Origin of the sequence: Acinetobacter sp. V89_4, assembly GCF_029967875.1 — a bacterium.
GTDB classification, from domain to species: Bacteria; Pseudomonadota; Gammaproteobacteria; order Pseudomonadales; family Moraxellaceae; genus Acinetobacter; species Acinetobacter oleivorans.
Map to the genome: position 1 here is coordinate 161,392 of NZ_JASCAI010000030.1, position 22,528 is coordinate 183,919.

Here is a 22,528-nt window from a genome sequence, read left to right on the forward strand (position 1 = left end):
TGATTTGACCCAATCAAACTAAAAACAAAATTAGGCCAAATCATTTATTCAAAACTTAATTAATGCTACCAATCACAGTTTCTGCATGGCAGGTTGCACCCTTCTCTGCGCTCATCTGAATAACACCACTGCGATGCGCCAGTACCTGCACTTCCATTTTCATAGCTTCCATAATGGCAACCACTTGGCCTTCTGTGACTTGCTCACCATTTTCGACTTTCCAAGCGCTAATCACACCATTAATTGGGGCAAGTAAATGCTCGGCGCTCACTTCTGGCTCAGCTGTTTGTGCTTGAGCTACGGTTGCTGGGCCTTGTGCAAACATGCCCGCAGGTAAACCTAAACGGTGTAACTTGCCATCAATTTCAATGTAGCTCAGCAACATCGGTTGTTGATGGTTTGGAATGCCGCGTTTAGTCGGTTTCAACTCTTGTTTAAAGTCGTTTTCGATCCAACGCGTGTGTACATTAAACTCATCTGTAAAGTCAGGCTCATTGAGTACCGCGCGGTGAAAGTCTAAAACCGATGCTACACCTTCAATTTTAAATTGCTTCAAAGCACGTTTGGCGCGAGCAATTGCAATTTCACGGGTTGGGCCAGTCACAATGAGTTTTGCCATGAGTGAATCAAAATGACTAGACACCAATGATCCAGTTCGAACTCCTGTATCGACTCGTACACCGTGACCAAAAGGCGCTTCAAATAAACTCAACACACCAAAGGCCGGAATAAACCCGCGAGCTGGGTCTTCGGCATTAATACGAAACTCAATAGCGTGGCCCTGGGCTTTTGGTGTTTCTTTAATAGAAAGCACTTCACCTTGTGCAACACGAATTTGCTCAACCACCAAATCGACTTTTGAGGTTTCTTCGGTCACTGGGTGCTCAACTTGCAAACGGGTGTTTACTTCTAAAAATGAAAGCTTGCCGTCGCGACTTAGTAAATATTCAACTGTTCCTGCACCCACATAGTTTGCAGCCTGACAAATGTTTTTTGCCGAGGTTAAAATTTGCTGGTAAATCTCATCGCTAATAAATGGCGCCGGTGCTTCTTCGACTAACTTTTGATTACGACGTTGCAATGAACAATCACGTGTACCAAGTACCACAATATTGCCATGTTGGTCAGCAATCACTTGCGCTTCTACATGGCGCGGTTTATCGAGATATTGCTCGACAAAACATTCACCACGACCAAAGGCAGCTTTTGCCTCTCGTACTGCCGACTCATAAAGCTCTTGAACTTCTTCGAGTTTCCACGCAACTTTTAAGCCACGGCCACCGCCACCAAACGCAGCTTTAATGGCAATTGGTAAACCATATTGCTTGGCAAACTCTAAAGCTTCCTCTGCATTATTGAGTGGATCTTGCGTACCCTGAACCAAAGGCGCGCCAACGGAAGCTGCAATTTTACGTGCTTCAATTTTATCGCCTAGTTTTTCAATGGCACTTGGTGATGGCCCTACCCATTTTAAGCCCGCATCAATCACGGCTTGGGCAAACTCAGCACGCTCAGATAAAAAGCCGTAACCTGGATGGACCATGGTCGCTTTCGATTTCTTTGCAACTTCAATAATGGCAGGAATATTTAGGTAAGTCTCGCTAGCAGTTGCGCCAGCCAAGCCCCATGCTTCATCTGCAAGTTCAACATGCATGCTGCCAATATCGTCATCTGCATATAACGCGACCGAAGCAATTCCCATGTCACGGCAAGCATGGATAATACGAACGGCAATTTCACCACGGTTAGCAATCAATAATTTTTCTGTATTCATCATTCATTCTCAAAATCTGTAAATTCGGCAATTTTTTTAAATTTGATGCGGCAACCTGCTGGAATCTGTGCCACCAAATCCCAATGGTGTTTAGCAACAGAGCCAATAACAGGATATCCGCCCGTTAAAGGATGATCATTCATAAACAAAACGGGTTGGCCGCTCGGTGGAATCTGTAAAGCACCAATGCATGTGCCTTCACTTTCTAGTTCATGGGTAATTTTGCGAGTTAAAGGCTGTGCACCTGAAAGTCTGAGACCAACTCGGTTGCTTTCATTGGTCACAAGCCACCCTTGCTGACAGAGCAACTCAATACTGTCTTGTTCAAACCAGTCTGTACGTGGGCCCATCACAATATCTAGTTCGACCACTTCGCCAGCTCGTGGCAAATCGCTTTTGCCCACTTCATTTAGGCTAATGTTGGCTGCTTGAACCTGTCCTTGGTAAATGGTATCTCCGAGCTTTAAAGGCTCTGGCCCTAATACCGCCAAGCTGTCAAACGAAGCACTATTGAGTATTGGTTCAACGTCTATACCACCGCGAACTGCCAGATAGTTTCTTAAGCCTGCTGTTGGTGGCTGAATTTGAAATTCATCGCCTTCATCCAAATCAATCGGTTGATAGCTTGCAAAATCAGTGGTTTGACCGTCAGCGAATTTCACACGAATGTTTGAAATGGCACCTGCAACTGCAATAACGCCTGCATGCTGCATTTTGGCTTTTAGGCCGCCATTTAAAACTTCAATAACGGGTGTATCGGTTGGGTTACCTACAATACGGTTAGCACTATGCATGGCAGATAAATCCATTGCACCTGCAACCCCAACACCAATATTGGTCTGATTTAAGCGTCCTTCGTCTTGAATGAGCATCTGTAAACTTGGCGCAGTGATCGTAAATAGTGGCAGAGATTGTTTCGGCTCAACCTTACGTGTGATTTGCTGCGGTACAGTCACAGTCGTTGGACGATGTGTGACATCTTCAAAATGAACGGTCATACCCGGTAACAGCAATGCAGGATTTTTACGCTCTAAATCCCACATTTTTTCTGATGTTGTACCAATCAACTGCCAGCCACCCGGACTGTCTTTGGGGTAAATTCCAGAGTATTTTCCAGCTAAGCCCAAAGAGCCTGATGGTATTTTTTTACGCGGAACCGTTAAACGTGGAATATCGGTAAAAGGCTTATCAGGACTGCTCATATAAGCAAAGCCCGGCGCAAAACCAATAAAAGCGACATTCCACACGCTTTGGTAATGTTTTCTAATTACATCAGCTACAGACAGCCCTTGTAGTTCGGCAACTTGCGCAAGGTCTTCGCCATCGTAACGAATCGGCACAATTACTTCTTGGCTGCTACGCTCAAATCCAGAATCAACTTTGAGGCTCTGAATTGAAGAAACCAGCGTTTTAAAGTTGGTTTCGATCTCGTTGAAAAAAACCAAAATTGTTTTTGCAGCAGGGACTAAGTCTTTAATTCCATTCAATTGCGTATTTTGCAATTTATTGTACAACGCCAAAGTTTCTTCTAGGCTCGCAAGCTCAATCAAGAAACAATCGGCGTTTACCGATAAAAAACGCATTTGCTTATCCTTTTAATTCTTCTTTAGTCCAATTAGCCAATCCAAGCGCGGTCAGGAATGTCGGTAATAAACATGTGACCTGGTGCATGACTAATCGCAAAAGGAATTTTCGAGTTCATAACAGCTGCTTGCGGTGTTACCCCACATGCCCAAAACACTGGAATTTCACCTGCTTCAATACGAGAAGCATCACCAAAGTCTGGCTTATTTACATCCGAAATTCCTAAGCTTTCAGGGTGACCAATATGTACAGGTGCGCCATGCACGCTTGGCATACGTGCTGTAATTTTTACCGCTTCACTAATTTGATGCGATGGAATTGGTCGCATAGAAACGACCATATTTCCTGAAATACGCCCTGCCGGTTGGCACTGAATATTGCTCAAATACATCGGTACATTGGTATCGTCATGAATATGGCGAACTTCAATACCCGCTTCTTGCAAGGCTGTTTCAAAGGAAAAACTACAGCCAATTAAGAAAGTCACCAAATCAGGATGGGCGTTATAAATCTCTCTTGCATCGGTCACTTCATCAACCATTTGGCCATCTTTCCAAATGCGATAACGCGGAAAGTCAGTTCGAATGTCTGAGTCTACTGCAAGCTTAGTTGCATAGATGCCTTCTTCGAGCACATCAAGCACTGGGCAGCTTTGCGGGTTACGGTGTGCATAGAGTAAAAAGTCATATGCCCACTCTTTTGGCACCGAAATCATGTTGACCTGCGTCATGCCCGCAGCCATGCCTGCTGTCGGCTTATCAAAACCTGCACGAATTTTTAAACGCGCATCTAATGCGGCTTCAAGCTGAGCTGGGTCGACTTTAATATCCTTATACATGGTGTTCATCCTTATGCTTTGTTTACAAACGGGCGGATTTCAATATTATTTTTTACAAGCTCGGCTTTAATGGCTGCTGACATCTCTAATGCACCGTCGGTGTCACCATGTAGGCAAATGGTGTCGGCCTGAATTGGAGTAAATACACCGTCAATTGACTCTACCCCACCATTTTTAAGCATTGAAACCACACGGCTCGCAACAAATGCTGAGTCATGTAAAACCGCACCTTCTAGACGACGAGACACCAGTGAACCATCGCTGTTATAGGCACGGTCTGCAAATGCTTCAGAGACTACTTTTAAACCAGCAGCTCGTGCCTGCTCGACTAAGTTCGATCCCGCCAAAGCCACTAAAACCAATTCAGGGTTATACATTTTAATCGCATCAATCACTGCGGCTGCTTGAGCTTGGTCATGTGCAATCGTGTTATAAAGCGCGCCATGTGGTTTAACGTATTGCACTTTTGAGCCTGCCACTTTAGCCAAACCATCGAGTGCAGAAATTTGGTAAAGCACATCGGCAATCAGTTCATCACGTGATAAATCCATATTACGGCGGCCAAAGCCTACAAGGTCTGGGTAAGACACATGAGCACCAACAGTCACACCCAGCTCAACTGCTTTACGAACCGTTTTTAAAATACCGAGCGGGTCGCCAGCATGGAAGCCACACGCAATATTGGCACTGGTCACGACAGGTAAGATCTGATCATCATTACCCATTTTCCATGAACCAAAGCTTTCACCCAAATCACTATTTAAATCTACAAACATGGCATTATTCCTTTATCACTTAACAAAGTCTGGTTTAAAGCTTGGTCAAATAGTTAAACACTGTCGTAAATGACATATAGCCCATCCACCATGTCAACAGACATGTTAACCCACCCAAAATAAGCAACCATTTTGGATAGTTGTAATTACCCATTAAATCTTTACGGCATGCAGCAACATACACAAAAATTGTAAGACCAATTGGCAACACCAAACCGTTAAAACCACCGACGAAAATGAGTAGACCTGCTGGAGTTGCACCCAATAACACATAGAGCAATAAAGCCAATGCGATAAAGGTAATAGTCGTATAGTTGGTTTGTTTTGGTGTTAAGTTCTTTTTAAACGCAGTAAAGAATGAAACTGAAGTATATGCTGCGCCAATGGTGCTACTAATACCTGCTGCCCAGAAAATTAAGCCGAACAATTTAAAACCAAATGTACCAGCTGCATATTGGAATGCTTGAGCTGCCGGATTGGCATCATGGCTGGCTAAATCAATCGTTGCACCGCTCACCACCACACCTAAAAACGCTAAAAACAATACGTAGCGCATGATGCCGACAACAATAATGCCCTTGGTCGCAGCTTTAGCAACCTCATCAATATTTTCAGGACCAACAGCGCCTTTATCGAGTAAACGATGGGCACCCGCGTAGCAGATATAGCCACCAACCGTACCGCCAACAATAGTGGTAATAATGGCAAAGTCGATCTGATCTGGAGCAAAGGTTTGATGTACAGCTTGCCCAACTGGAGGCATTACAATGACGGCAACAATAATAATCAGGAGGATTTTAAGCAATCCCAACACGATCATGCTTTTATCCATGGCAAGCGTTGCTTTTCTTGAAGCAAAAATCAAAATGGCTAAGGCACCACTTAAAATACCGCCCCACTTTGTGTCTAGGCCAAAAAGCGCATTTAAGCCTAAAGCTGCACCTGCAATGTTACCAACACTAAAGAAAAAACCACCCAAAATCACCAGAAACGCCAGTAAATAACCACTACCCGGTAATGCTTTATTGGCAATGTCTGATGCACGCATTTGAGTAAGTGTGACCACTCGCCAAATATTTTGTTGAACTACATAATCAATCAGAATGGAAACTAAAATTGCGAAGCCGAATGCTGCACCTAACTTGACTGTAAATACAGCAGTTTGGGTTAAAAATCCTGGCCCCATTGCAGAGGTCGCCATCATAAAGATTGAGGCTACAATGGCCCATTGGCGATCTGATAAAAAAGAAGATTTCAGTAAAGACATATTAATGCGTTCCTCATCCATTTGAGCTTAACAACGCTATTTTCAGGTTGAACCAAGAACATCATTTTTCCCAAACAATATTCTTTAATCCTTTAAAATGACAAAGATTCCCTGTTCCCCAATCAGCACAATCGGTGATCAAATCTTGTATCTAAAATAAAAACATAGCTAAACCCTACGAACAATAAGACTTTTTACATAAAATTAAAAACTCAAGCATTTGATTTTAAATGGTTTATATTTTATTAAAAAAGCAGGATAAGTTTTACTTATTGAACGAGATAAGCTGCTTTTATGACTTTGCATGCAAGCAGCCTATTTAAAATAAGAAAAAATATTTTATGTGAAATAAAAGTATCGCTTATTTTTGGATTTTCTCATTGAGGCTTTTCATGGCACTTTCCGACACCCTAACAGCAACTTCAGTTAGTTTTTCTTTCAAAGCAACATCATTTCCTTGAATGTAGATTGAGGTGAAATGAAAGGTCTTTAACTGAATGGGAGTATTTAATATTTCTAGTCGTCCGTCGGTAATTTCTTTTAGCGCCGTTAAAGTCGGTACGACAGCAATACCTAGCCCCTGCTCGGCTAAACGCAATAAAGTCGCTAATGAATAACTGGTAATTGAGAGTGGTTCATCAATTCCTTGTTCTTTCATTCTGGCTTTTAATTCTTTATAGGGATAGGTAATTTTGGGGTAAGTTAAAATGGTATGTGACATTAAAGTTTTAAAGGACATTTGAGCTACACCGCCTTTAAATGAAGGTGAAGCCAAGAAACTTAATTCAAAATCACATAAAGCTTGTTCAATACACTCAAAAGCCAAGGTTGGCCCAAGCAAAAAAGCCATGTCCAAGTCGCCTGTTCGAACGCCCTCTTGTAAGTTAGGTGTCAGGTCCACCACAATTTCGACTGAAATTTTTGGAAACTCTTGTTGAACCTTTTCGATATATTCAACTAACCACGTATAAACAATAGTTTCGGAAACCCCTAAACGAATGGTGCCAGTCAGGTGCTGGTTTTCGGTCAGTTCAGCCACCAGATCTGTTTCTAGGCGCATAAATTTTTCGGCGTACTTAAATAAAGTTAAGCCTTTATGAGTCGGTTTAAACTGCCGATAATTTCGATCTAAAACTTTAAAGCCTAATTCATTTTCAAGAGATGTGATTTTTTGAGATACCGCAGGCTGGGTAGTTTGCAATTTAGTCGCAGCCTTATTGAAGCTATTTAAAGTCACAACCCAATAAAATGCTTCAAGATTCTTTAAATTCACGTTTCATCCTGTCTTAAAAATTCCTTCACTTTTATAGTATGTAAGCTTTTAACGCGTTAAGGCCAGCAATAAATAAATTTTTAACTAAAGTTAGCCATCCAAATTTTTAAATGCTTTAGAAAGCTGACTAATTGTTTTGATCTGTTTTGCATAACGGCGGCATGATCGACACGCCAACAAATGCAGTTGTAAACTACTTTGCTCGCGTAAAAACAGCGGTCTATCTTGCTTTTCAGACAATAGTTGAGTGGCTTGTCGGCATGTCAACATGAACAATCCTCCTTCAATAACCATTTATTTTCTAAGCATTCCCGTAATCGGGTACGACTTCGATACATCAACACATTAAAATTTGAAATAGACAATTCCAGCTTGCTACAAATTTCGTTGGAACTCAGCTCTATCACTTCTCTCATCATAAAAACCTGAGCATATTTGGCTGGCAAATGATCTAAACAAGCTTCAAAAATTATCCAGAAATCTGACTGCTCTATCATTTCTTCAGGGCTTTGCCATGCTTGAGGGGCTTCATATTTATGCCAGTGCCCTGATGCATCGAATAACTCGTCGACACTGAGTTCGCTTTCCTCATCTTTAAATAATTCAGACATTGCGACCAAGCGCGACTTTTGCCTAACTACATCAATAATTTTATTTTTTAAAATCGCGAATACCCATGTTTTGAACGCAGCCCGCCCTTTAAATGAATCTAAATTTTGAAAAGCGCTCGTTAATGCCTCTTGCACTACATCCTCAGCTTGCGGAAGCGAAGACAACTGTAAAAAAGCAAATTTAATCATTTGCTGTCTTAAGTCTTGTAAAAAGGCTGGATTATGCAGTTGATCCCCTAGGTCGTCATGACGTGATGCCGCGGCTGAAGTCATCCTTATGCCTCTTTTAAATTATAGGGAGTTTGAATTAATTGTAGCCGAGTTAAGAGGTTTTTGAGTTCTTGAATTTGCAGATAAATTTCAGGCTCAGACAAGTCAGCGAGTACTGATTGAATGAGTGTAAAAATATCATGATCAGTTAACGTTATATTTTGAGTTAACTGTTCAATCAGCATAGCAAACAGTGGAGAGAGTTGTTCAATACATACCCTATCTTGTTCATCGCGCCAGACCATTACTGCACCTGGTGCAAGTTCAACTTGTTCTGGTGTCATTAAAGTCGTCCAAGTATAAACAGGATATTGATAAACCAATACCCATACTTTGGTGGTTAACTGCCAAGCATAATTTTCATGTAAAACAACATCTTCAATTTCAACAGTGTCTAAATATAATTCTAGCCATTCAAACTGTAATAACTCAGCCAACCAAGGATACTCTTGTAATATCGGATGCTGTTGCTCTGTTAAATACTCTCTAAACTCTAAAGAGATATCATTGTATAAAGGTGAGCGACTCTCAGCTTTTTGAAAAAACTCTAACAGCAGTTTTTGCCACTTTAACTCTGGCAACATCGCACGAGCTACCGGATAAACTAAGTTAATAAATGAGCTGACATTATTAAAAAGTAAATCCCGATAAATTTGCATTCTTTGAGGAGGAAGTGCTTGGGGTATTTCCAAATCAGGATCACGAATCCAGTCACAAAACTGACGTTGCATGGTTTGGAAGGATGTTTGATTTCCCTTCATAGCCACTCTCCTGTTGTTGAATAAGTTTAATTTTGGCAAGTTCCTCTTCTAATTCTTGCCATGATGGAATATTAAAGTCGCGTTCTAATAAAGTCGGTTTTACTCCACATACTTGATAGGTATATCTCAACAACTCCCAAACACAGTCACAAACTTCTGCACCATGCGTATCAATTAATAAATTTTTCTGAACTTGTTCATGCCCAGCAATATGTAAATAACGGATGCGCTCTTTTGGCATGTCTCGAATAAATCCAAATGCGTTACTGCCATGATTGATACTGTTGACATAGGCATTGTTTACATCAAGAAGTAAATCACAGTCTGCATATTGAATAACCTCACGGATAAATTCAGCTTCACTCATTTCGGCATTCGGCATGACATAAGTAGAAACATTCTCTATAACTAATCTTTTCCCTAAAATATCTTGCACACGCAAAATGCGTTCAGCCACATATTTAACAGCTGCTTCTGTCATCGGTATTGGCAATAAATCATATAAATAGCCACCATCATTTGTATAACTTAAATGTTCAGAATAAATTGGTACATCATATTGTTCTAAAAAGTTTTTTACTCGACCAATAAATTCGAGATTAAGTGGATGCGGCCCTCCAATAGATAATGACAAGCCGTGACAAATTAACGGCGCTTTTTCAGCACACTGTGCAAGTAATTTTGCATGTCGACCACCAAAACCTAGCCAATTTTCTGGGGCAACCTCAATAAAGTCCGGATATGTTTTTGCTGTTAGAAACGAATCTATGAAATCTCGTCTTAAACCAAGCCCTACACCATTCAACTCCATCATGGTGATTTCTCCTTTTGGAAATGATGCCGACACTTACTAGAAGGCCGACATCATCCATGATTAAATTGTTTACTTGGCACCACACTTACCATCAGCAACTTTTTTATCTGCACCGCATTTACCATCTGCTGCTTTTTTAGCTGCTCCACATTTTGCTTCAGCAGATTTTTCATGTTTTTTCATTTTGTTGGCTCCGCATTTCGCTTCACCACATTTACCATCGGCTGCTTTGGTTGCATGTACTTCGGTTGTTGTATTGGTTGCTGCTACAGCCATTTGCGTAGCTCCTGCAACTGAAAGTGCTAATAATGCTGCCACTGAAGTCATTGAGTTGAGTTTGTTCATTTTCGTATTCCTTTAATGATAATTTCTCGGTTTGTACACATGTACATAAAGTTAGACGGACCAAATCCTTTTTTATTACACCGTAAATAAAAAAATTTTTTATGTAAGAAATACAGCTTCCATCCGACTAATTATTATTCAATCGCAATGGATGTGAAATTATTATGAAGAACTTTATTTATGGCTTATGTAAATACTATCAACGACTCGGCGAGTCCCTACAGCATATTGATGGCATTGCAGCGCTGGCTATTCGATTGTACCTAGTCCCCATATTTTGGATGGCAGGCATAAATAAATTAATGCACTTCAATGACATTGTAGAATGGTTCGGCAACTCAGATGGAGGATTAGGACTTCCTTTCCCCTATTTAATGGCTTTGCTTGCAACAGCAACTGAGCTAGCAGGTGCAATACTTTTAACATTAGGTCTGTTTACCCGTTTAATTAGTATCCCACTCATTATTACAATGTTAGTTGCAATATTTACGGTACATCTCCCTAATGGATGGCAAGCAATTGCTGACCCGCATGCACCCTTCGCAAACATGCAAGTATTGGCCTCCGCTGAAAAGTTAGATAAAGCTCGTGAAATTCTACAGAACTATGGCAACTATGACTGGCTTACATCGAGCGGTTCGTTTGTTATTTTAAATAATGGAATTGAATTTGCTGCGACCTACATGGTTATGTTGCTTGCTCTGCTTGTACTTGGAGGTGGCCGTTACTTTAGTTTAGATTATTGGATTAAAAATAAATTGCACTAATCGATTATTGCACCAGCCGTCATATTTACCACGGTTGCAGTCATTGAGTTCGCATGTTCCGATGCTAGAAAAGCCACAGTTTCTGCAACCTGAGAAAGCGTGGGTAGCCGTTTTAGCATAGTGCTCTGGGCCGCACCTTCTAACCATTGTCCTATGCTAAGCCCCATTGCCTGTGCTTTTGACTCAAATAATTCACGCGTGTAGGAACCAGCTTGAACAGCATCAACAATTGCATGTGAGCGAACACCCAGCACTCGTATATTTTTAGGCCCTAGCTCACTAGCCAGTGCTTTAATAAAAGCTTCGATTCCGGCACAGCCCACAATATGCCCCAGATGGCCCGGTATTGCCATCCGAGCTGAAGGTGCCACAATTGAAATCATTGTTCCACCACGATCACCACCCATATAAGGCACCACAGCTTTAGAGATATTAAACTGAGCCGTTAGAAATGGATTTATTCCCCCGACGAACTCATCAAGATTTAATTCCAAAATTTCTTTGCCTTGATTATGTATAAAACTGGTGGCATTGATGATCAAATCTAGCCCACCTGTATCTTGAGCAATTTGAGCAACGGTATTATTTATTGACTGACTGTCTAACACATCAACGCTGGCCGTATGAACCGCACTTCCAAGTTCATGTAGTTGTGTCGCAATGTTTTGCAGTTTATTTAAATCTCTTGCACACAAATAGACATGTGCACCTTCACGAATAAAAACCTTCGCAATTGCAGTGCCAATTGCTCCACTGCCTCCAAAAATGACAGCCACTTTTCCCTTAAGCAACATTGCGGCATCCTCTTGTTATTATGTGCCATCATTAAGTTATGTCACACAATCAAGAGTGATGCAATTTTATACAGTTTAGAGTTTGTATGAGCTTATCTAACTTTGACAAAAATAATATCTAAATCTCGCTTTGGTACAAACTTGGTTTTAGTCATTTGAAATTGAGTTGGGCTAATCTTTTTAACTGGCCCATCCCAACAAAATGAAACCAGTTCGTCTTTATCCCGCTCAATGGTTAACTTAAAGTTTTCAATCGGCTTTGCCCAATTTGCACCCGTCGTCAAAATATAGCCCAAAGCACTAAACGGCGAATTTTCTGAACTGGCTTTTTTTAAGCCCTGCTTAAATTGTTTATCCATACAAAATTGCTGGTTATATTCATCTGGATAGAGAGCAACTGAACCACCCACCAAAGGTTTATATTCATGCTGAATTTTAGTCAGACTATTGGCTTTGAAGGTCTGCTTCCAACTATAGATCACTTGAGATGACCACGGAATCACATCATCTTTTTTAAAATTGGCTAAAATTTTCTGTATTTGTGGCTTATTACACTTCTTTAACTTATCTACATAATACTCATAATCATCGTTATTACGTAGCCACGGATTAAGCATGTCTTTTTCACTAAAATCGCACTGCTTAAACTCATCCGTTGCATCAATCAGAGGGGATTTCTCATCTTTTTGAATAAACGTTCGCACGTGCATTTCTGGATTAATATTTTTACCATCCACCACAATCTTAAAACTTTTTAAAAGCTCTTCAGTGTGAGCAAAGTCAGACTCAAAGAAATTATCAATGCGTGGTAGCGGAAATAAAATCGTTTCAGTGACGTCTTTATTGCCTAGGTTTTTATAGAGGTAGTCGACTTTAATTCGTTTTTTACTAATAAATAGATCTTCGCTTTGCATGGCAATCTGCGAATTTTTAAGATATTGAATTCCACCTGTACCGACGTAGCCCGTAGAATCATTGGCTACGCTATAGGTCGATAATTGAATTAATACAGCAAAAGTCATTACAAGCTTTTTCATTTTAAAGCGCTCTATGTCATTTTCTAATTATGGAGTGTCAATCTGTGGTAAATCATATTATATATTTCACCCACAAAAAACCGTCTAAAGACGGTTCGTTCATGCATTTAAAATCTAATTCATTTTAATGATAATTTAGTTTCTGCCTTATCATCCTTTTTTGCACACTAATTTTTCCTATAAAGTTCGTTAACCATAAAATGCATTCATCACGGTGTTCAAAGTGAGGAATCAAACTAAGGTCAATTTTAATATCTCGATCTGCCAAAGGTAAGCTCAAGCAATATTCAAAATCGATCGATTTATATTTCAACTTTAGGTCTTTTTCTTCGGCCTGCTTTTTGATTTCCGCCATAATGCGGTTAAGGTTAACAATCAAATTATTAGAAACTTGGTTATTTTCATAGACCCGTTCATAGACGTTTTCAGCAACGTCTATATATTTTATAAGCTCTGCATTTTCATTCATATCATTCATCTCTCTTTTTTTAAAGATTATGAACAGCTAAATGTTTAATTGCGTTACTTGGCACGTTGGTTGTGTGAAAAGTGTATATTTCTCTTTATTAAAGAATACAGCCAATATATTGTTATTTATAAAAATTAGTTAATCTTGAGTATATTTATATACATTTAATATTCTCGAAAATATGCCTTTACTCAAAAATAAAAGTTAACTCAGTCTTTATTTTTGAGTAAAAAAAACCGCCCCAGAAGGCGGTCGCTGAACTTAAAAACCAGCAGTATATAGAAGCAAGGTGGACGTTCACTTCTATATTCTTTTATGAAGGAGTTTTATTAGTTTTAATAAAATCCTCAGATTTAAAATAATTGATGATCATATCAGCATGCTCTTCTTTTGCAGGAGCAACAGTCATTGGAAACGCATCTTTCGACATCTTAAAACCTGGTGGCAAAAAATGCGAAATTGGTGGTAATTTAGGTTTTCCCCCTTCTGTGATTCGCTCGATAAAACCAGCTAACCAAAGAAGATACTCACCTTCATTTGCGAACTTCGGCATAACACTCAAATCAATCTGGACCTTGCACTCACTTAACGGTTTCGTTAAGTTTTCTTCAAAGTCTATATAGTTGAACTTGAGCTTAAACTCCGTTCCTTTAATGGCTTTTCGAATCTGACTAATTAAACAGTTAAGGTTCTGAGTAATGTCATCAGTGAATAAGCTATCTTTTTTAATATTTTTATAAACCTTTTCGGCTACAGCTAGATACTTTGGCATTAACCTCTCTCCGTACTATTGTTATAAAGTGCTGATCTATGAATGTTTTCTGTCTTTGATTATGCTTAAAGTAGTGTAATTAAAGGTATCCTTATTGGAGTGCTTTGTAAGTAATTAGAACTTTATGTAAAGTGCACCATAAAAATACCTAAAAAAATTATGGTTTTGATAACTCATCCGCAAAAATGAATGGTTGAATAGAGATAATTAGAAACATTTATTTTCATATTATTTTGACCGTTTGGTAAAATTAATATGTTTTCATCTGTTTATCTCGTCTCACTAAACCTAAAACGGCTCTACGTACTCGTATTTCTTCTTCAGAAAAAGGTAACTGTTCAATGAGTTCCTGAATTGAAAGAAAGTTATTTTCGATCAAGAAGCAGTCTTGCTCTGTTGTCCAATTAGTCGTAGCCGATTCAGTTTGTTTTAAATAGCGTTTCATATTTCCTAGCAGACTTATTTACACATATAAAAAGCCTGCCTTTAGAGCAAGCTTAGATTTTACTTTGATCATTATTATAGCAGTTTATAGATCATATGTTCAGTTGATCTTGTAGACACCCCAAATAGGCTTACATAAAAAAGCCCACAGTTTGTGGGCTTACTCTAGGTTATTTTGCGGCATTTACCCCAACAATAAACTGGCTACAATTAGAACCTTCAGATGCGTTACCTAATTGCTTTTCAGAGAATTTAAATTTGGATGCAACTGACTCATAATCTTTTTTAAGGCTTTGACCTGTTAGCTCACCTAGCTCTTTCACTTGTTCTGGTTTCAAGATGCTATGTTCAACCGCTTGATTTACCATGACACAGGCTGTAGTCATTGCGTCATAACGTGCAGCAGTTTTAGAGTAACCAAGAGCGCCTATTACACCACCAACAATTAAACCAATAATGACCGCTAAAGTTACGTGCATTTTATTCATTTTTTAAATACCTAAAAACCTAACGAAAAAACGAACACTTCAAAAGGATGTGCTCAAGTTCAATTAGGATAGTCGTATTTACATGATATAAAAAGTTAGATTCTGTCACATTTATTGATAGGTTGAGTGAAATGTGTTTAATCAGTTCAAAAGGAAAATATCACACCTTCCTAGTTCTCTTTCTTTTTTTGCTTGGCACTTCTAAAGGAATAGCTACCTTACCTGTACCTAACCCGCGAAAAAAATAATTAATGATATATAGAAATAAAAGACCAAAATAAAAAATAGGAAAAATACTAAAGGCTGTGCTTACTATTTCCCAAAACATAATCCCGACTCTATAGTTATAACTAAATGATATGAGTCCCCCCCTACGTCTAGGCCTTTGGTGAGTAATATCATCCTCAATAAAATGAATAATTCCCATGACAAAACACCCAGCAAATGTACTTGAGACTAAAATCTTTTTGATTAAAGGTTTCTCTAACCAAGGGTATTTTTTTGAAGACTCAAATTCGGCTTTGAAAAAGAATTTATAAATTTCTTCTTGATAATATTTATTAACCCCATATTTTTTAATAAAAAAATAGCAGATAACACAACCAACAAAGAACATGACTATGGTTATATAAAGGCTATAAAGAATCGTAAAAAACGGTAATGGGCCTTTCGTACCAACAGTCACATGCATAGTTTGTGTGATGTATTGATATAGCTCATACTGCCATTCATTTTTAGGATAAGCAGGAAATACAAATAAAGGAATAATAAAAAGAATAGAACATATAGCTATATTTCCTTTGTTCTCCTTACTTTTCAGTGCAATAGTAGACAGAAAGTTTTTAGAGGCCATATCTATATCTTACAATTTGGAATCATGTGTTTAGCTTTATAAAACTCATCAAAAGCCTTCATATCATTTAACCATGGAGAGATAGTTTCCAGATTACGTTTATTAATATTTTTTGATGCTAATAGCCTTGGTGAAGAATAATTTTTCTGCTGAATTTTTTGATTATATTGTTGTACAAACATAAGCTTTAAGCATAATCCTCGAATGCCCTTATTACCAAAATATGAATACTCAGAATATTTATTTAAGACATCTTTCATTTCTTTATGTTCACCATTCCAAACATAAAATGAGCTTAAACCATTCAAATCGTTAATATATATCTCATCATTAATTTGGTTTAACGCTAGGCCCTCTTTTAAAATAATACTGTTTATTTCCACTTCATCAGATAAGTCCATCCAAAAAAAAGAAGCCATGACTTCTTCTGAAAATCTTATTCTGGCTTGCTCTGTATCCTTAGGATATACAATAAAAAAATAATACAATCCTAGAAAAATAATAAAACCTAATATAATAGAAAGTAATCTCCAAAAATTAGTACCTTTTATAATATTCATAACAAGCCATTCATTTTATTTAATATCTTGTGAACGAACTTTACTCTATGTTTTAGATGAAATCAAAAGAAGTGAGAGAAAGTTTCCTTATATGAAATATATACTTATTTTTACTGTGCTCTTTTATGTTTTAAAAGAGCACTTTCTGAAGGGAACTTTGAGATATTTCTAAGTTATTAAGGTAAAAATGGCTTTGTTAGAAATACAAATCCGACAGAGAAAAAAGCATTATTGTGATGAGACATTTGGTTGCCATAACTTGCGTTTAATTGCACAAGGTCTTTATAGACCATGTATCGAAAACCTGTTTGGTAAAAGGCATCATTTCGGTCATTACCATATACTTCGGCAGTGAGCGTTAATGGATGAGTAAGTTGTGTTTCGGTTCCAATTCCCCACGTAGTTTGGTTTTTATGCGTAGTATTTTCACGTAACCAACCAAGGTTGGCATGGATTAAAAACTTATCATCCAATGTAGAAACACTTAAAGGAACATTAACCGTCCAATCTTTTTTTGAAGAATCTTTAGCATTTATTAGTGTGCCAAAAGAAAAGCCGATTCCCCAATCATTCGTTTCTAAGGGTTTTAATAAGGTTTTACCTTGTAAAGTTGCATAACTGACGTGCTCAGTATCATCGTTTACTCTTCCCATCCCTACCGCAAATTCAAAATTTCCACCAAAATTACAGGCTGGTGTTGCCCAATATTCTTTGTTGTCAGGGTTATGCTGCGCCCAAGTTTCTAGTTGGCAAGTTTTTGGCGAAACAAGAGCAGCATCGTCCACAACCATAGGTCGTCCACTATGGCTAGCGTTAGATAATGCAAATAAACAGAAACCAGAAATAAGTGAGCGTTTCTTTAAAGTAAATAACACTGGCATCACTCCCATAAGTCATGGAGCACATGCAAGTACTGCAACCCGTCATGAATAAATCATGGGTTAATAATAGAAATGAAAAGATGAAAATAAAAAACCTCTTCTTGTATCCACAAAAAGAGGTCTGTCAGGACTTCAGTGGATACTTAGACTATTACCGATCGACTACCGTCACTCGAGCAAGTACTCACATTGAAGCTCCTAAAAATTTGTTGGGCGGATTCTAAAATTACCTTAGTTAAATATCAAGTTAAAATTTAATGACAATCTAAGCTATAGAAAATCACTTATTTTTGCTGGGTAAGATGCTGAGTTACCGCATTAAAAAATAAACTTTTTTCATTATCAAGCTCAGCGGATGGCATTGCAGTTTCCCATGTACTCCACTGCATCATGACAATCTTGTCTTTAGGGTTAATGGCTAACATCTGCCCAAAAATACCCAGTCCCCAGAAAGTTTCATCAGAATTTTGTGTGCTTAATGGCGAACCTTTTTTGGCATGTGAATTCCACCATTGAAAACCATATATGCCTTTTGGGTAGTTTTCTGAGACAGAGCCTTTCGCTTGATTCCATTTGGTCGCTTGGGCTGTCCAACCATCGGGTAACATCTTGTCGCCATTAGAAACATGTCCTTCATTCAATATAAATTGTCCGAAACGCGCATAATCACGTAACGTTGCATTAAACCCATGTCCACCCATGTCAACTTGATTGCGGGTATAAGATTGCCAAACACCTTCTCGCTCCATACCTACCCGTTTCCAGACGTTATCTTCCAGGTATTTAGCAATATTTTCATGTGTAGCAGCTTCTAACACTTTACCCACCAGATATGCCCCACCTGTGCTATATGACCATACCGTTCCTGGTTCATATTTCGCTTTCTGGTTTTTTACATTTTTATAGACACAAGCATCTGGATCGTTAGCTGCCTCACAGTAGGTCATTTTTGCAAAATCTGAATTTGGATCTTTATAGTTTTCATTCCACTCAACACCCGAAGTGTGCTGCAAAAGCTGTTTTAAGGATACTTTTTCCCAAGCAGTTCCTTTTAAATCTGGTAAGTATTGAATGATTGGATCATCTACCGATTTGATTTTACCTTGTTGAATAGCAACTCCAATTAATGTTGCTACAATAGACTTTGCAACTGAACGAGAAGTCCATAAAGTCGTTTCATTGTTCCCTTGTCCGTAATATTCATAAGCAATTTTGCCATCTTTTAATACAATCAGACCTGCAACACTTTGATTTTTTAAGTAGTCATTTAAATTATAATTTTTACCATCTACTGAGTAATGGATATCTTTATTTTTAATACTGTTCTTTAGTTTTGGGAGTGCAAGCACGTTTTTCTTATCAGGGTGAAAAATGCTGCCATCATAACTACGGAATGTATTTCGAAAACCAATCACCCTTTGTTGTTGTGTCCATGTCAACATATCATGTGGGTCAGGTAATTTTTTATCCACGGTCGTTGGACAGTCCTTTAGTTCCAACTGCTGACAGCTATATTCAGCACAAGCGACACTACTGACGAATAGACCAGTGAACAGTAGGCTCATTTTTGTAATCTTCATCTTTTTTTCCCTTAGTAGAGCTTAATTTGCGTGACTAAACCGACAATCACATTGCTATTGAAGGTTTTTCCTGTAGAGCGGTAGTAGTTATCTGGATTCCAGATGTATTGTACGAATGGGCTTAGAGTTAGGCGTTTGTAATTAATATCGGTATCTAAAGAAAGAAAAGAGGTTGTTTTATTATTATTACCATTAATTTTCTCTGTCATTAAAACATAATCATCATTGAGTTGAGACTGACCGAACTTAACGCCTAAATGATTTTTACCTTGATTGATTTTGTAGCTTAATCCGAGTTCCCAATAATTTTTATAAGGCTGGTTTTTTTCATCAATATATGAGTAAGCACCAAATACAGTTGGAATATTCTGATTATTAAAATCATGATTAAATCTAAAATTTAATCCATCCGTACCATCATATTTTTCTTGAGTATATGCATTACGATATTCAGAATTATTATAAAAATATAATAACTCTGCTTTAGTATTTTTATCTTTATATCCCATACCATATACTTGGGTGTAACCTAGCTGATGATGAAAGGAAAAATCTAATCCTTTTTTCTTATAGACATAATCATCTGTGTTAACCTCAAAAACCCCTGCATGCATATAGATATGGTCTGATAAATTATATTTGGCATAACCACCCCAATACGCATAGTTAGTCGGCAATGAACCCATTGCGCCTTTAATCGGGTCAGTACATAACAGGATATTTTGACAATTGTTATAGAGGAAATACCGTCTTAGGTTAGTGCGCCCAACGGAAGTATAGAGTTTCTTATCACTCCAATACTTATCCCAAGTCAGCAAACTAAGTTGGGATGAAGCCAAATCATTGGCAGCAATTGCTCCACCAACATAACTTCCTACTCCGCCAAACCAATTGTTTGAGGTATTTAGCTGTGCATCATCATTTAAACCATTAAACACATATTGTGCTTTTAAAACCCCAAAATCCTGACTTTCATTCGCTAATTTAATTTCAGTATTTAAAAACAAACCTGCTGAATTAGTAAAATTGTCATCTACATTACTTTCTTGGCTATACATCGCTAAATCAATAAAATTAGCTGTGAACTTAAAATTATCTTTTAGGTTCACTTCTGCATTTGCACTCATAGTATATAAAAGCACGAGTGTACCTATACATCCTTGTTTAGATATATACATAGAATTCTTTCCTTTAAATATAATTAATCACCTTCCTAGTTTTATATTTTTATAATTAAAAACTTGGCTTAATGATTTTTCTAGCTCAATATAATATTTATTAACTCTGATAGTTTTTGAATCTCCTCCACCACAAATTAATAAATTATATTTAATAAATATCGATAACTTTAGGCTTACTCATTTATTTCAGTCCCATTTGATAAATCTGATTTCAACATATTTATATTGGCTTGACTTGTGTGCTAATGACATCAATTTTGTCTAAAAATGACATATAACCCTTAAACACTTAGGCTATTAAATAATCAAAAAAATTACCCGAACCCCAGTAAAAAATACTCAAGCAACCGTTTTCTTTCATCTGGTTTGTTAGGGTCTAAAAGCTGAACCATTGCCCCATCAATCACAAACAAAAACATGTGTGCATCTTGCTTTGAAGTATTTTCATTCGTTGTTAAAAGCAGTTTATAGGTTTCATTAATAAACCAGTTTCGATAGTCAACTACGGTCTGATAGCCCTTTGGATGCGTTTTCGCAATTTCAAAAATAGCTTTAAACGGCAAATGATAAAGCCCGTCTAAGTCGGCATGTAAAAAGTAAAGCTTGCGCAGTTTTTCAACTAGGGTTAATTCTTTTTGAATATGAATGATTGAAATCACTTCTTGTTTAAGACCATCTGTTTGAAAGGTTAAGCTCATTTGAATTAGCCTTTCTTTTGAATGAAAGTAGTTATAAAAAGTCGCTTTTGGGATTTTTGCTGACTCAACAATTCGGTCTACCCCAACATTGTGAAACCCGTATTTATTAAAAAGATAGCGGGAAGTGTGCAATACGCTTAAAGCACGAAATGGGAGATCTGAATGTGGCATAGTTTTACCGTTATAAAAAATTATTGTTGTATATAAATGAGATATAAAACCACTGCCGTTTTTTTTGGGAGAAAAAAGGCATAGCAAAGCCGTAAAGACTGTGCTTGGCACATCTCAAGTTTTATTGTTGATTAAGTTTTTTGGTTAAGACGAATTAAAGCCTGAAAACCTTACGGCGATCAAACTGCTTTACATGTTTAAGTTGTGTCGTTATAGCTTTTGGCAAAGGCTGCCAAGAAATAATGGATGTGCAAAGCCAACTCCTTTTTTATTGGGAGTTCTGCCAGACATTAAAATTATGGTGGCAGAACGGAAGAGGGTTAGCAGACTGGTGAAAGATCTAACCAGCACACCCGAAGGTGTCCCTCTCCCGTCCTACCGCTACGGGAGGAGACTAGGAGTTTACACATAAGAGTATCCCTCAGACGGAATAACTCTGATGCGATCTTTCATCACGGTCTGCTAAAACCGACTGGCAATGTGGCCAGCAGGCAAAGGATAGTGCCCAACCTTTTTACAGTCAAGCACACAAAATTACATTTGTTTTAAAAATAGATCATTAAAAAGTAAGGGTAAATAATGAGGAAGTTATTGTTAAATTGGGGTTTATAAAATGCTTGTCAATCAAAGCTCTATCGATGTCTTAAAAGATACGACTTGCAAAAAATTATCTATGATAATATTTTAGAGTAATTACTCTAAAATGAGAGCTAATCATGAAAACTAAAAGAATTGGTTCATATCACTGGATGCAAGCTACAAATGGTCAGTTCAGCTTCAAAGAGAAAGTTAAGTTAATTCAAAAAATTATGCTGCCAAGTGTTATGGCCTCTATAAAAATAAATTATTTTCGGTTTAAAACTTCCGACGATTTTGATATGGATCAGATCGTAATACCAGATACTCAAATGGTTAAAGTCGCGCTTGATGAACTAGAGGCTAAAGCAGATATATCTATCTACAATCATTCATGGCGCACCTATTTCTGGGGCGCTGCTCTAGGCAATATACAAAAACAGCAATTTGACCATGAATCACTTTTAATAGCCTCACTTTTTCATGATATTGGCTTAACTGAGCAACATATTCATAGTAAAGGTTGTAATTGTTTTACCTATGAAAGTGCCAAACAATTTGAGCTAAAGGCTAAAGAACATAGCTTTGATGAGAAGAAAAGTGGAGTTATTAAAGATGCTATCTGCTTACATATGAACGGCTATATAGATCACTCTGACCCAGCAGAAATTACGCTATTACAGCAAGGTGCATCATGCGATGTGATTAGTGACGGTCTATATAGACTCCCCCTCTCTTTTAGAAATAAAATTTTAGAAAAATATCCTAGAAAACAATTTAATAAAGAATTTATTGAGCTTATTGATTTAGAAAGTAAGAATGTACCAAATTCTCGAACTAGTTTATTAAATAGTCTTGGTTTACCACTCATGATTAAGTCAAATTTATATGAAGAGTAATTTAACTAGAGCTATTAATCGTAAAAAATCTCAAAAGACTTCGCT

Annotated in this window: 25 protein-coding genes; 2 read left to right on the top strand and 23 right to left on the bottom strand. The window is 37.8% G+C overall.

The annotated features are described in order from the left end of the window. Positions 1–55: 55 nt before the first annotated feature. From QLG01_RS18140 to QLG01_RS18190, 11 genes are all read right to left on the bottom strand, one after another. A complete protein-coding gene (locus QLG01_RS18140) occupies positions 56–1,774 on the bottom strand; it encodes a biotin carboxylase N-terminal domain-containing protein (RefSeq protein WP_282497180.1) in 1,719 nt (572 codons plus the stop codon). Next, positions 1,774–3,357, bottom strand: coding sequence for an urea amidolyase family protein (locus QLG01_RS18145; RefSeq protein WP_282497108.1), 1,584 nt, complete (start codon positions 3,355–3,357; stop codon positions 1,774–1,776). Before QLG01_RS18145 ends, QLG01_RS18140 begins: the two co-directional genes overlap by 1 nt. Positions 3,358–3,389: 32 nt before the next feature. Next, positions 3,390–4,205, bottom strand: a complete 816-nt coding sequence (locus tag QLG01_RS18150; protein WP_282497109.1) for a putative hydro-lyase — start codon at positions 4,203–4,205, stop codon at positions 3,390–3,392. A 2-nt stretch (positions 4,206–4,207) separates the two neighbouring features. Further along, the gene (locus QLG01_RS18155; protein WP_004793259.1) at positions 4,208–4,972 is read right to left on the bottom strand and encodes a 5-oxoprolinase subunit PxpA; all 765 of its coding nucleotides are present in this window, start codon (positions 4,970–4,972) and stop codon (positions 4,208–4,210) included. A gap of 34 nt (positions 4,973–5,006) precedes the next feature. After that, positions 5,007–6,260, bottom strand: coding sequence for an NRAMP family divalent metal transporter (locus tag QLG01_RS18160; RefSeq protein WP_081399177.1), 1,254 nt, complete (start codon positions 6,258–6,260; stop codon positions 5,007–5,009). A 340-nt stretch (positions 6,261–6,600) separates the two neighbouring features. Next, positions 6,601–7,512, bottom strand: a complete 912-nt coding sequence (gene mumR / locus QLG01_RS18165; protein ID WP_005303905.1) for a LysR family transcriptional regulator MumR — start codon at positions 7,510–7,512, stop codon at positions 6,601–6,603. Positions 7,513–7,602: 90 nt separating this feature from the next. Then, on the bottom strand, positions 7,603–7,782 hold the full coding sequence (locus QLG01_RS18170) for a zf-HC2 domain-containing protein (protein WP_002048456.1): 180 nt from the start codon (positions 7,780–7,782) through the stop codon (positions 7,603–7,605). Continuing rightward, entirely contained in the window at positions 7,776–8,396 is a 621-nt protein-coding gene (locus tag QLG01_RS18175) for an RNA polymerase factor sigma-70 (RefSeq protein ID WP_151987577.1), read from the bottom strand. Before QLG01_RS18175 ends, QLG01_RS18170 begins: the two co-directional genes overlap by 7 nt. 2 nt (positions 8,397–8,398) lie before the next feature. Then, positions 8,399–9,154, bottom strand: a complete 756-nt coding sequence (locus tag QLG01_RS18180; protein WP_151987575.1) for a putative DNA-binding domain-containing protein — start codon at positions 9,152–9,154, stop codon at positions 8,399–8,401. Beyond that, a complete protein-coding gene (locus tag QLG01_RS18185) occupies positions 9,105–9,968 on the bottom strand; it encodes a DUF692 domain-containing protein (protein ID WP_151987573.1) in 864 nt (287 codons plus the stop codon). Before QLG01_RS18185 ends, QLG01_RS18180 begins: the two co-directional genes overlap by 50 nt. A 69-nt stretch (positions 9,969–10,037) precedes the next feature. Next, positions 10,038–10,313, bottom strand: coding sequence for a hypothetical protein (locus QLG01_RS18190; protein ID WP_151987571.1), 276 nt, complete (start codon positions 10,311–10,313; stop codon positions 10,038–10,040). 164 nt (positions 10,314–10,477) lie between these two features. Between QLG01_RS18190 and QLG01_RS18195 the strand changes: the two genes are divergently transcribed. Beyond that, entirely contained in the window at positions 10,478–11,080 is a 603-nt protein-coding gene (locus QLG01_RS18195; protein WP_151767694.1) for a DoxX family protein, read from the top strand. On the opposite strand, the gene QLG01_RS18200 is transcribed toward QLG01_RS18195, so the two are convergent. The 12 genes from QLG01_RS18200 to QLG01_RS18255 all read right to left on the bottom strand — a co-directional run bounded on the left by QLG01_RS18200 (position 11,077) and on the right by QLG01_RS18255 (position 21,008). Beyond that, entirely contained in the window at positions 11,077–11,874 is a 798-nt protein-coding gene (locus tag QLG01_RS18200; RefSeq protein ID WP_151987569.1) for an SDR family oxidoreductase, read from the bottom strand. The genes QLG01_RS18195 and QLG01_RS18200 overlap by 4 nt on opposite strands. 92 nt (positions 11,875–11,966) lie before the next feature. Further along, entirely contained in the window at positions 11,967–12,911 is a 945-nt protein-coding gene (locus tag QLG01_RS18205) for a DUF4424 family protein (protein ID WP_282497110.1), read from the bottom strand. Positions 12,912–13,035: 124 nt separating this feature from the next. Further along, a complete protein-coding gene (locus QLG01_RS18210; RefSeq protein WP_282497111.1) occupies positions 13,036–13,380 on the bottom strand; it encodes a hypothetical protein in 345 nt (114 codons plus the stop codon). 313 nt (positions 13,381–13,693) lie between these two features. Then, positions 13,694–14,152, bottom strand: a complete 459-nt coding sequence (locus QLG01_RS18215) for a hypothetical protein (RefSeq protein ID WP_013198339.1) — start codon at positions 14,150–14,152, stop codon at positions 13,694–13,696. Positions 14,153–14,402: 250 nt separating this feature from the next. Continuing rightward, positions 14,403–14,597 (bottom strand): hypothetical protein, encoded by a 195-nt coding sequence (locus tag QLG01_RS18220; protein ID WP_013198340.1) that lies wholly within the window; start codon positions 14,595–14,597, stop codon positions 14,403–14,405. Between the two features lie 169 nt (positions 14,598–14,766). Next, positions 14,767–15,084 (bottom strand): hypothetical protein, encoded by a 318-nt coding sequence (locus tag QLG01_RS18225; RefSeq protein WP_005303895.1) that lies wholly within the window; start codon positions 15,082–15,084, stop codon positions 14,767–14,769. A 160-nt stretch (positions 15,085–15,244) separates the two neighbouring features. Further along, positions 15,245–15,937, bottom strand: a complete 693-nt coding sequence (locus QLG01_RS18230) for a hypothetical protein (RefSeq protein ID WP_282497112.1) — start codon at positions 15,935–15,937, stop codon at positions 15,245–15,247. A 2-nt stretch (positions 15,938–15,939) separates the two neighbouring features. Beyond that, positions 15,940–16,497, bottom strand: a complete 558-nt coding sequence (locus QLG01_RS18235; protein ID WP_005303892.1) for a hypothetical protein — start codon at positions 16,495–16,497, stop codon at positions 15,940–15,942. Positions 16,498–16,673: 176 nt separating this feature from the next. Then, on the bottom strand, positions 16,674–17,378 hold the full coding sequence (locus tag QLG01_RS18240; protein WP_034591021.1) for a hypothetical protein: 705 nt from the start codon (positions 17,376–17,378) through the stop codon (positions 16,674–16,676). A gap of 284 nt (positions 17,379–17,662) precedes the next feature. Beyond that, positions 17,663–18,958, bottom strand: a complete 1,296-nt coding sequence (locus tag QLG01_RS18245; RefSeq protein ID WP_282497113.1) for a serine hydrolase — start codon at positions 18,956–18,958, stop codon at positions 17,663–17,665. Between the two features lie 11 nt (positions 18,959–18,969). After that, positions 18,970–20,136: a carbohydrate porin gene (locus QLG01_RS18250; RefSeq protein WP_282497114.1), complete on the bottom strand. Its 1,167-nt coding sequence runs from the start codon at positions 20,134–20,136 to the stop codon at positions 18,970–18,972. Between the two features lie 317 nt (positions 20,137–20,453). Continuing rightward, a complete protein-coding gene (locus QLG01_RS18255) occupies positions 20,454–21,008 on the bottom strand; it encodes a TetR/AcrR family transcriptional regulator (protein WP_282497115.1) in 555 nt (184 codons plus the stop codon). Positions 21,009–21,724: 716 nt separating this feature from the next. Between QLG01_RS18255 and QLG01_RS18260 the strand changes: the two genes are divergently transcribed. Then, on the top strand, positions 21,725–22,483 hold the full coding sequence (locus QLG01_RS18260; protein WP_282497116.1) for an HD domain-containing protein: 759 nt from the start codon (positions 21,725–21,727) through the stop codon (positions 22,481–22,483). Positions 22,484–22,528 lie beyond the last annotated feature (45 nt).

Bases quoted from the DNA above. Each gene is read 5' to 3' on its own strand.
- QLG01_RS18200 (WP_151987569.1), bottom strand. From the start codon at position 11,874: ATGTTGCTTAAGGGAAAAGTGGCTGTCATTTTTGGAGGCAGTGGAGCA.
- QLG01_RS18235 (WP_005303892.1), bottom strand. From the start codon at position 16,497: ATGAATATTATAAAAGGTACTAATTTTTGGAGATTACTTTCTATTATA.
- QLG01_RS18175 (WP_151987577.1), bottom strand. From the start codon at position 8,396: ATGACTTCAGCCGCGGCATCACGTCATGACGACCTAGGGGATCAACTG.
- QLG01_RS18250 (WP_282497114.1), bottom strand. From the start codon at position 20,136: ATGTATATATCTAAACAAGGATGTATAGGTACACTCGTGCTTTTATAT.
- QLG01_RS18155 (WP_004793259.1), bottom strand. From the start codon at position 4,972: ATGTTTGTAGATTTAAATAGTGATTTGGGTGAAAGCTTTGGTTCATGG.
- QLG01_RS18190 (WP_151987571.1), bottom strand. From the start codon at position 10,313: ATGAACAAACTCAACTCAATGACTTCAGTGGCAGCATTATTAGCACTT.
- QLG01_RS18260 (WP_282497116.1), top strand. From the start codon at position 21,725: ATGAAAACTAAAAGAATTGGTTCATATCACTGGATGCAAGCTACAAAT.
- QLG01_RS18170 (WP_002048456.1), bottom strand. From the start codon at position 7,782: ATGTTGACATGCCGACAAGCCACTCAACTATTGTCTGAAAAGCAAGAT.
- QLG01_RS18220 (WP_013198340.1), bottom strand. From the start codon at position 14,597: ATGAAACGCTATTTAAAACAAACTGAATCGGCTACGACTAATTGGACA.
- QLG01_RS18160 (WP_081399177.1), bottom strand. From the start codon at position 6,260: ATGGATGAGGAACGCATTAATATGTCTTTACTGAAATCTTCTTTTTTA.
- QLG01_RS18205 (WP_282497110.1), bottom strand. From the start codon at position 12,911: ATGAAAAAGCTTGTAATGACTTTTGCTGTATTAATTCAATTATCGACC.
- QLG01_RS18140 (WP_282497180.1), bottom strand. From the start codon at position 1,774: ATGAATACAGAAAAATTATTGATTGCTAACCGTGGTGAAATTGCCGTT.
- QLG01_RS18215 (WP_013198339.1), bottom strand. From the start codon at position 14,152: ATGCCAAAGTATCTAGCTGTAGCCGAAAAGGTTTATAAAAATATTAAA.
- QLG01_RS18240 (WP_034591021.1), bottom strand. From the start codon at position 17,378: ATGCCAGTGTTATTTACTTTAAAGAAACGCTCACTTATTTCTGGTTTC.
- QLG01_RS18150 (WP_282497109.1), bottom strand. From the start codon at position 4,205: ATGAACACCATGTATAAGGATATTAAAGTCGACCCAGCTCAGCTTGAA.
- QLG01_RS18225 (WP_005303895.1), bottom strand. From the start codon at position 15,084: ATGAATAAAATGCACGTAACTTTAGCGGTCATTATTGGTTTAATTGTT.
- QLG01_RS18230 (WP_282497112.1), bottom strand. From the start codon at position 15,937: ATGGCCTCTAAAAACTTTCTGTCTACTATTGCACTGAAAAGTAAGGAG.
- QLG01_RS18245 (WP_282497113.1), bottom strand. From the start codon at position 18,958: ATGAAGATTACAAAAATGAGCCTACTGTTCACTGGTCTATTCGTCAGT.
- QLG01_RS18255 (WP_282497115.1), bottom strand. From the start codon at position 21,008: ATGCCACATTCAGATCTCCCATTTCGTGCTTTAAGCGTATTGCACACT.
- QLG01_RS18210 (WP_282497111.1), bottom strand. From the start codon at position 13,380: ATGAATGAAAATGCAGAGCTTATAAAATATATAGACGTTGCTGAAAAC.
- QLG01_RS18180 (WP_151987575.1), bottom strand. From the start codon at position 9,154: ATGAAGGGAAATCAAACATCCTTCCAAACCATGCAACGTCAGTTTTGT.
- QLG01_RS18195 (WP_151767694.1), top strand. From the start codon at position 10,478: ATGAAGAACTTTATTTATGGCTTATGTAAATACTATCAACGACTCGGC.
- QLG01_RS18185 (WP_151987573.1), bottom strand. From the start codon at position 9,968: ATGATGGAGTTGAATGGTGTAGGGCTTGGTTTAAGACGAGATTTCATA.
- QLG01_RS18145 (WP_282497108.1), bottom strand. From the start codon at position 3,357: ATGCGTTTTTTATCGGTAAACGCCGATTGTTTCTTGATTGAGCTTGCG.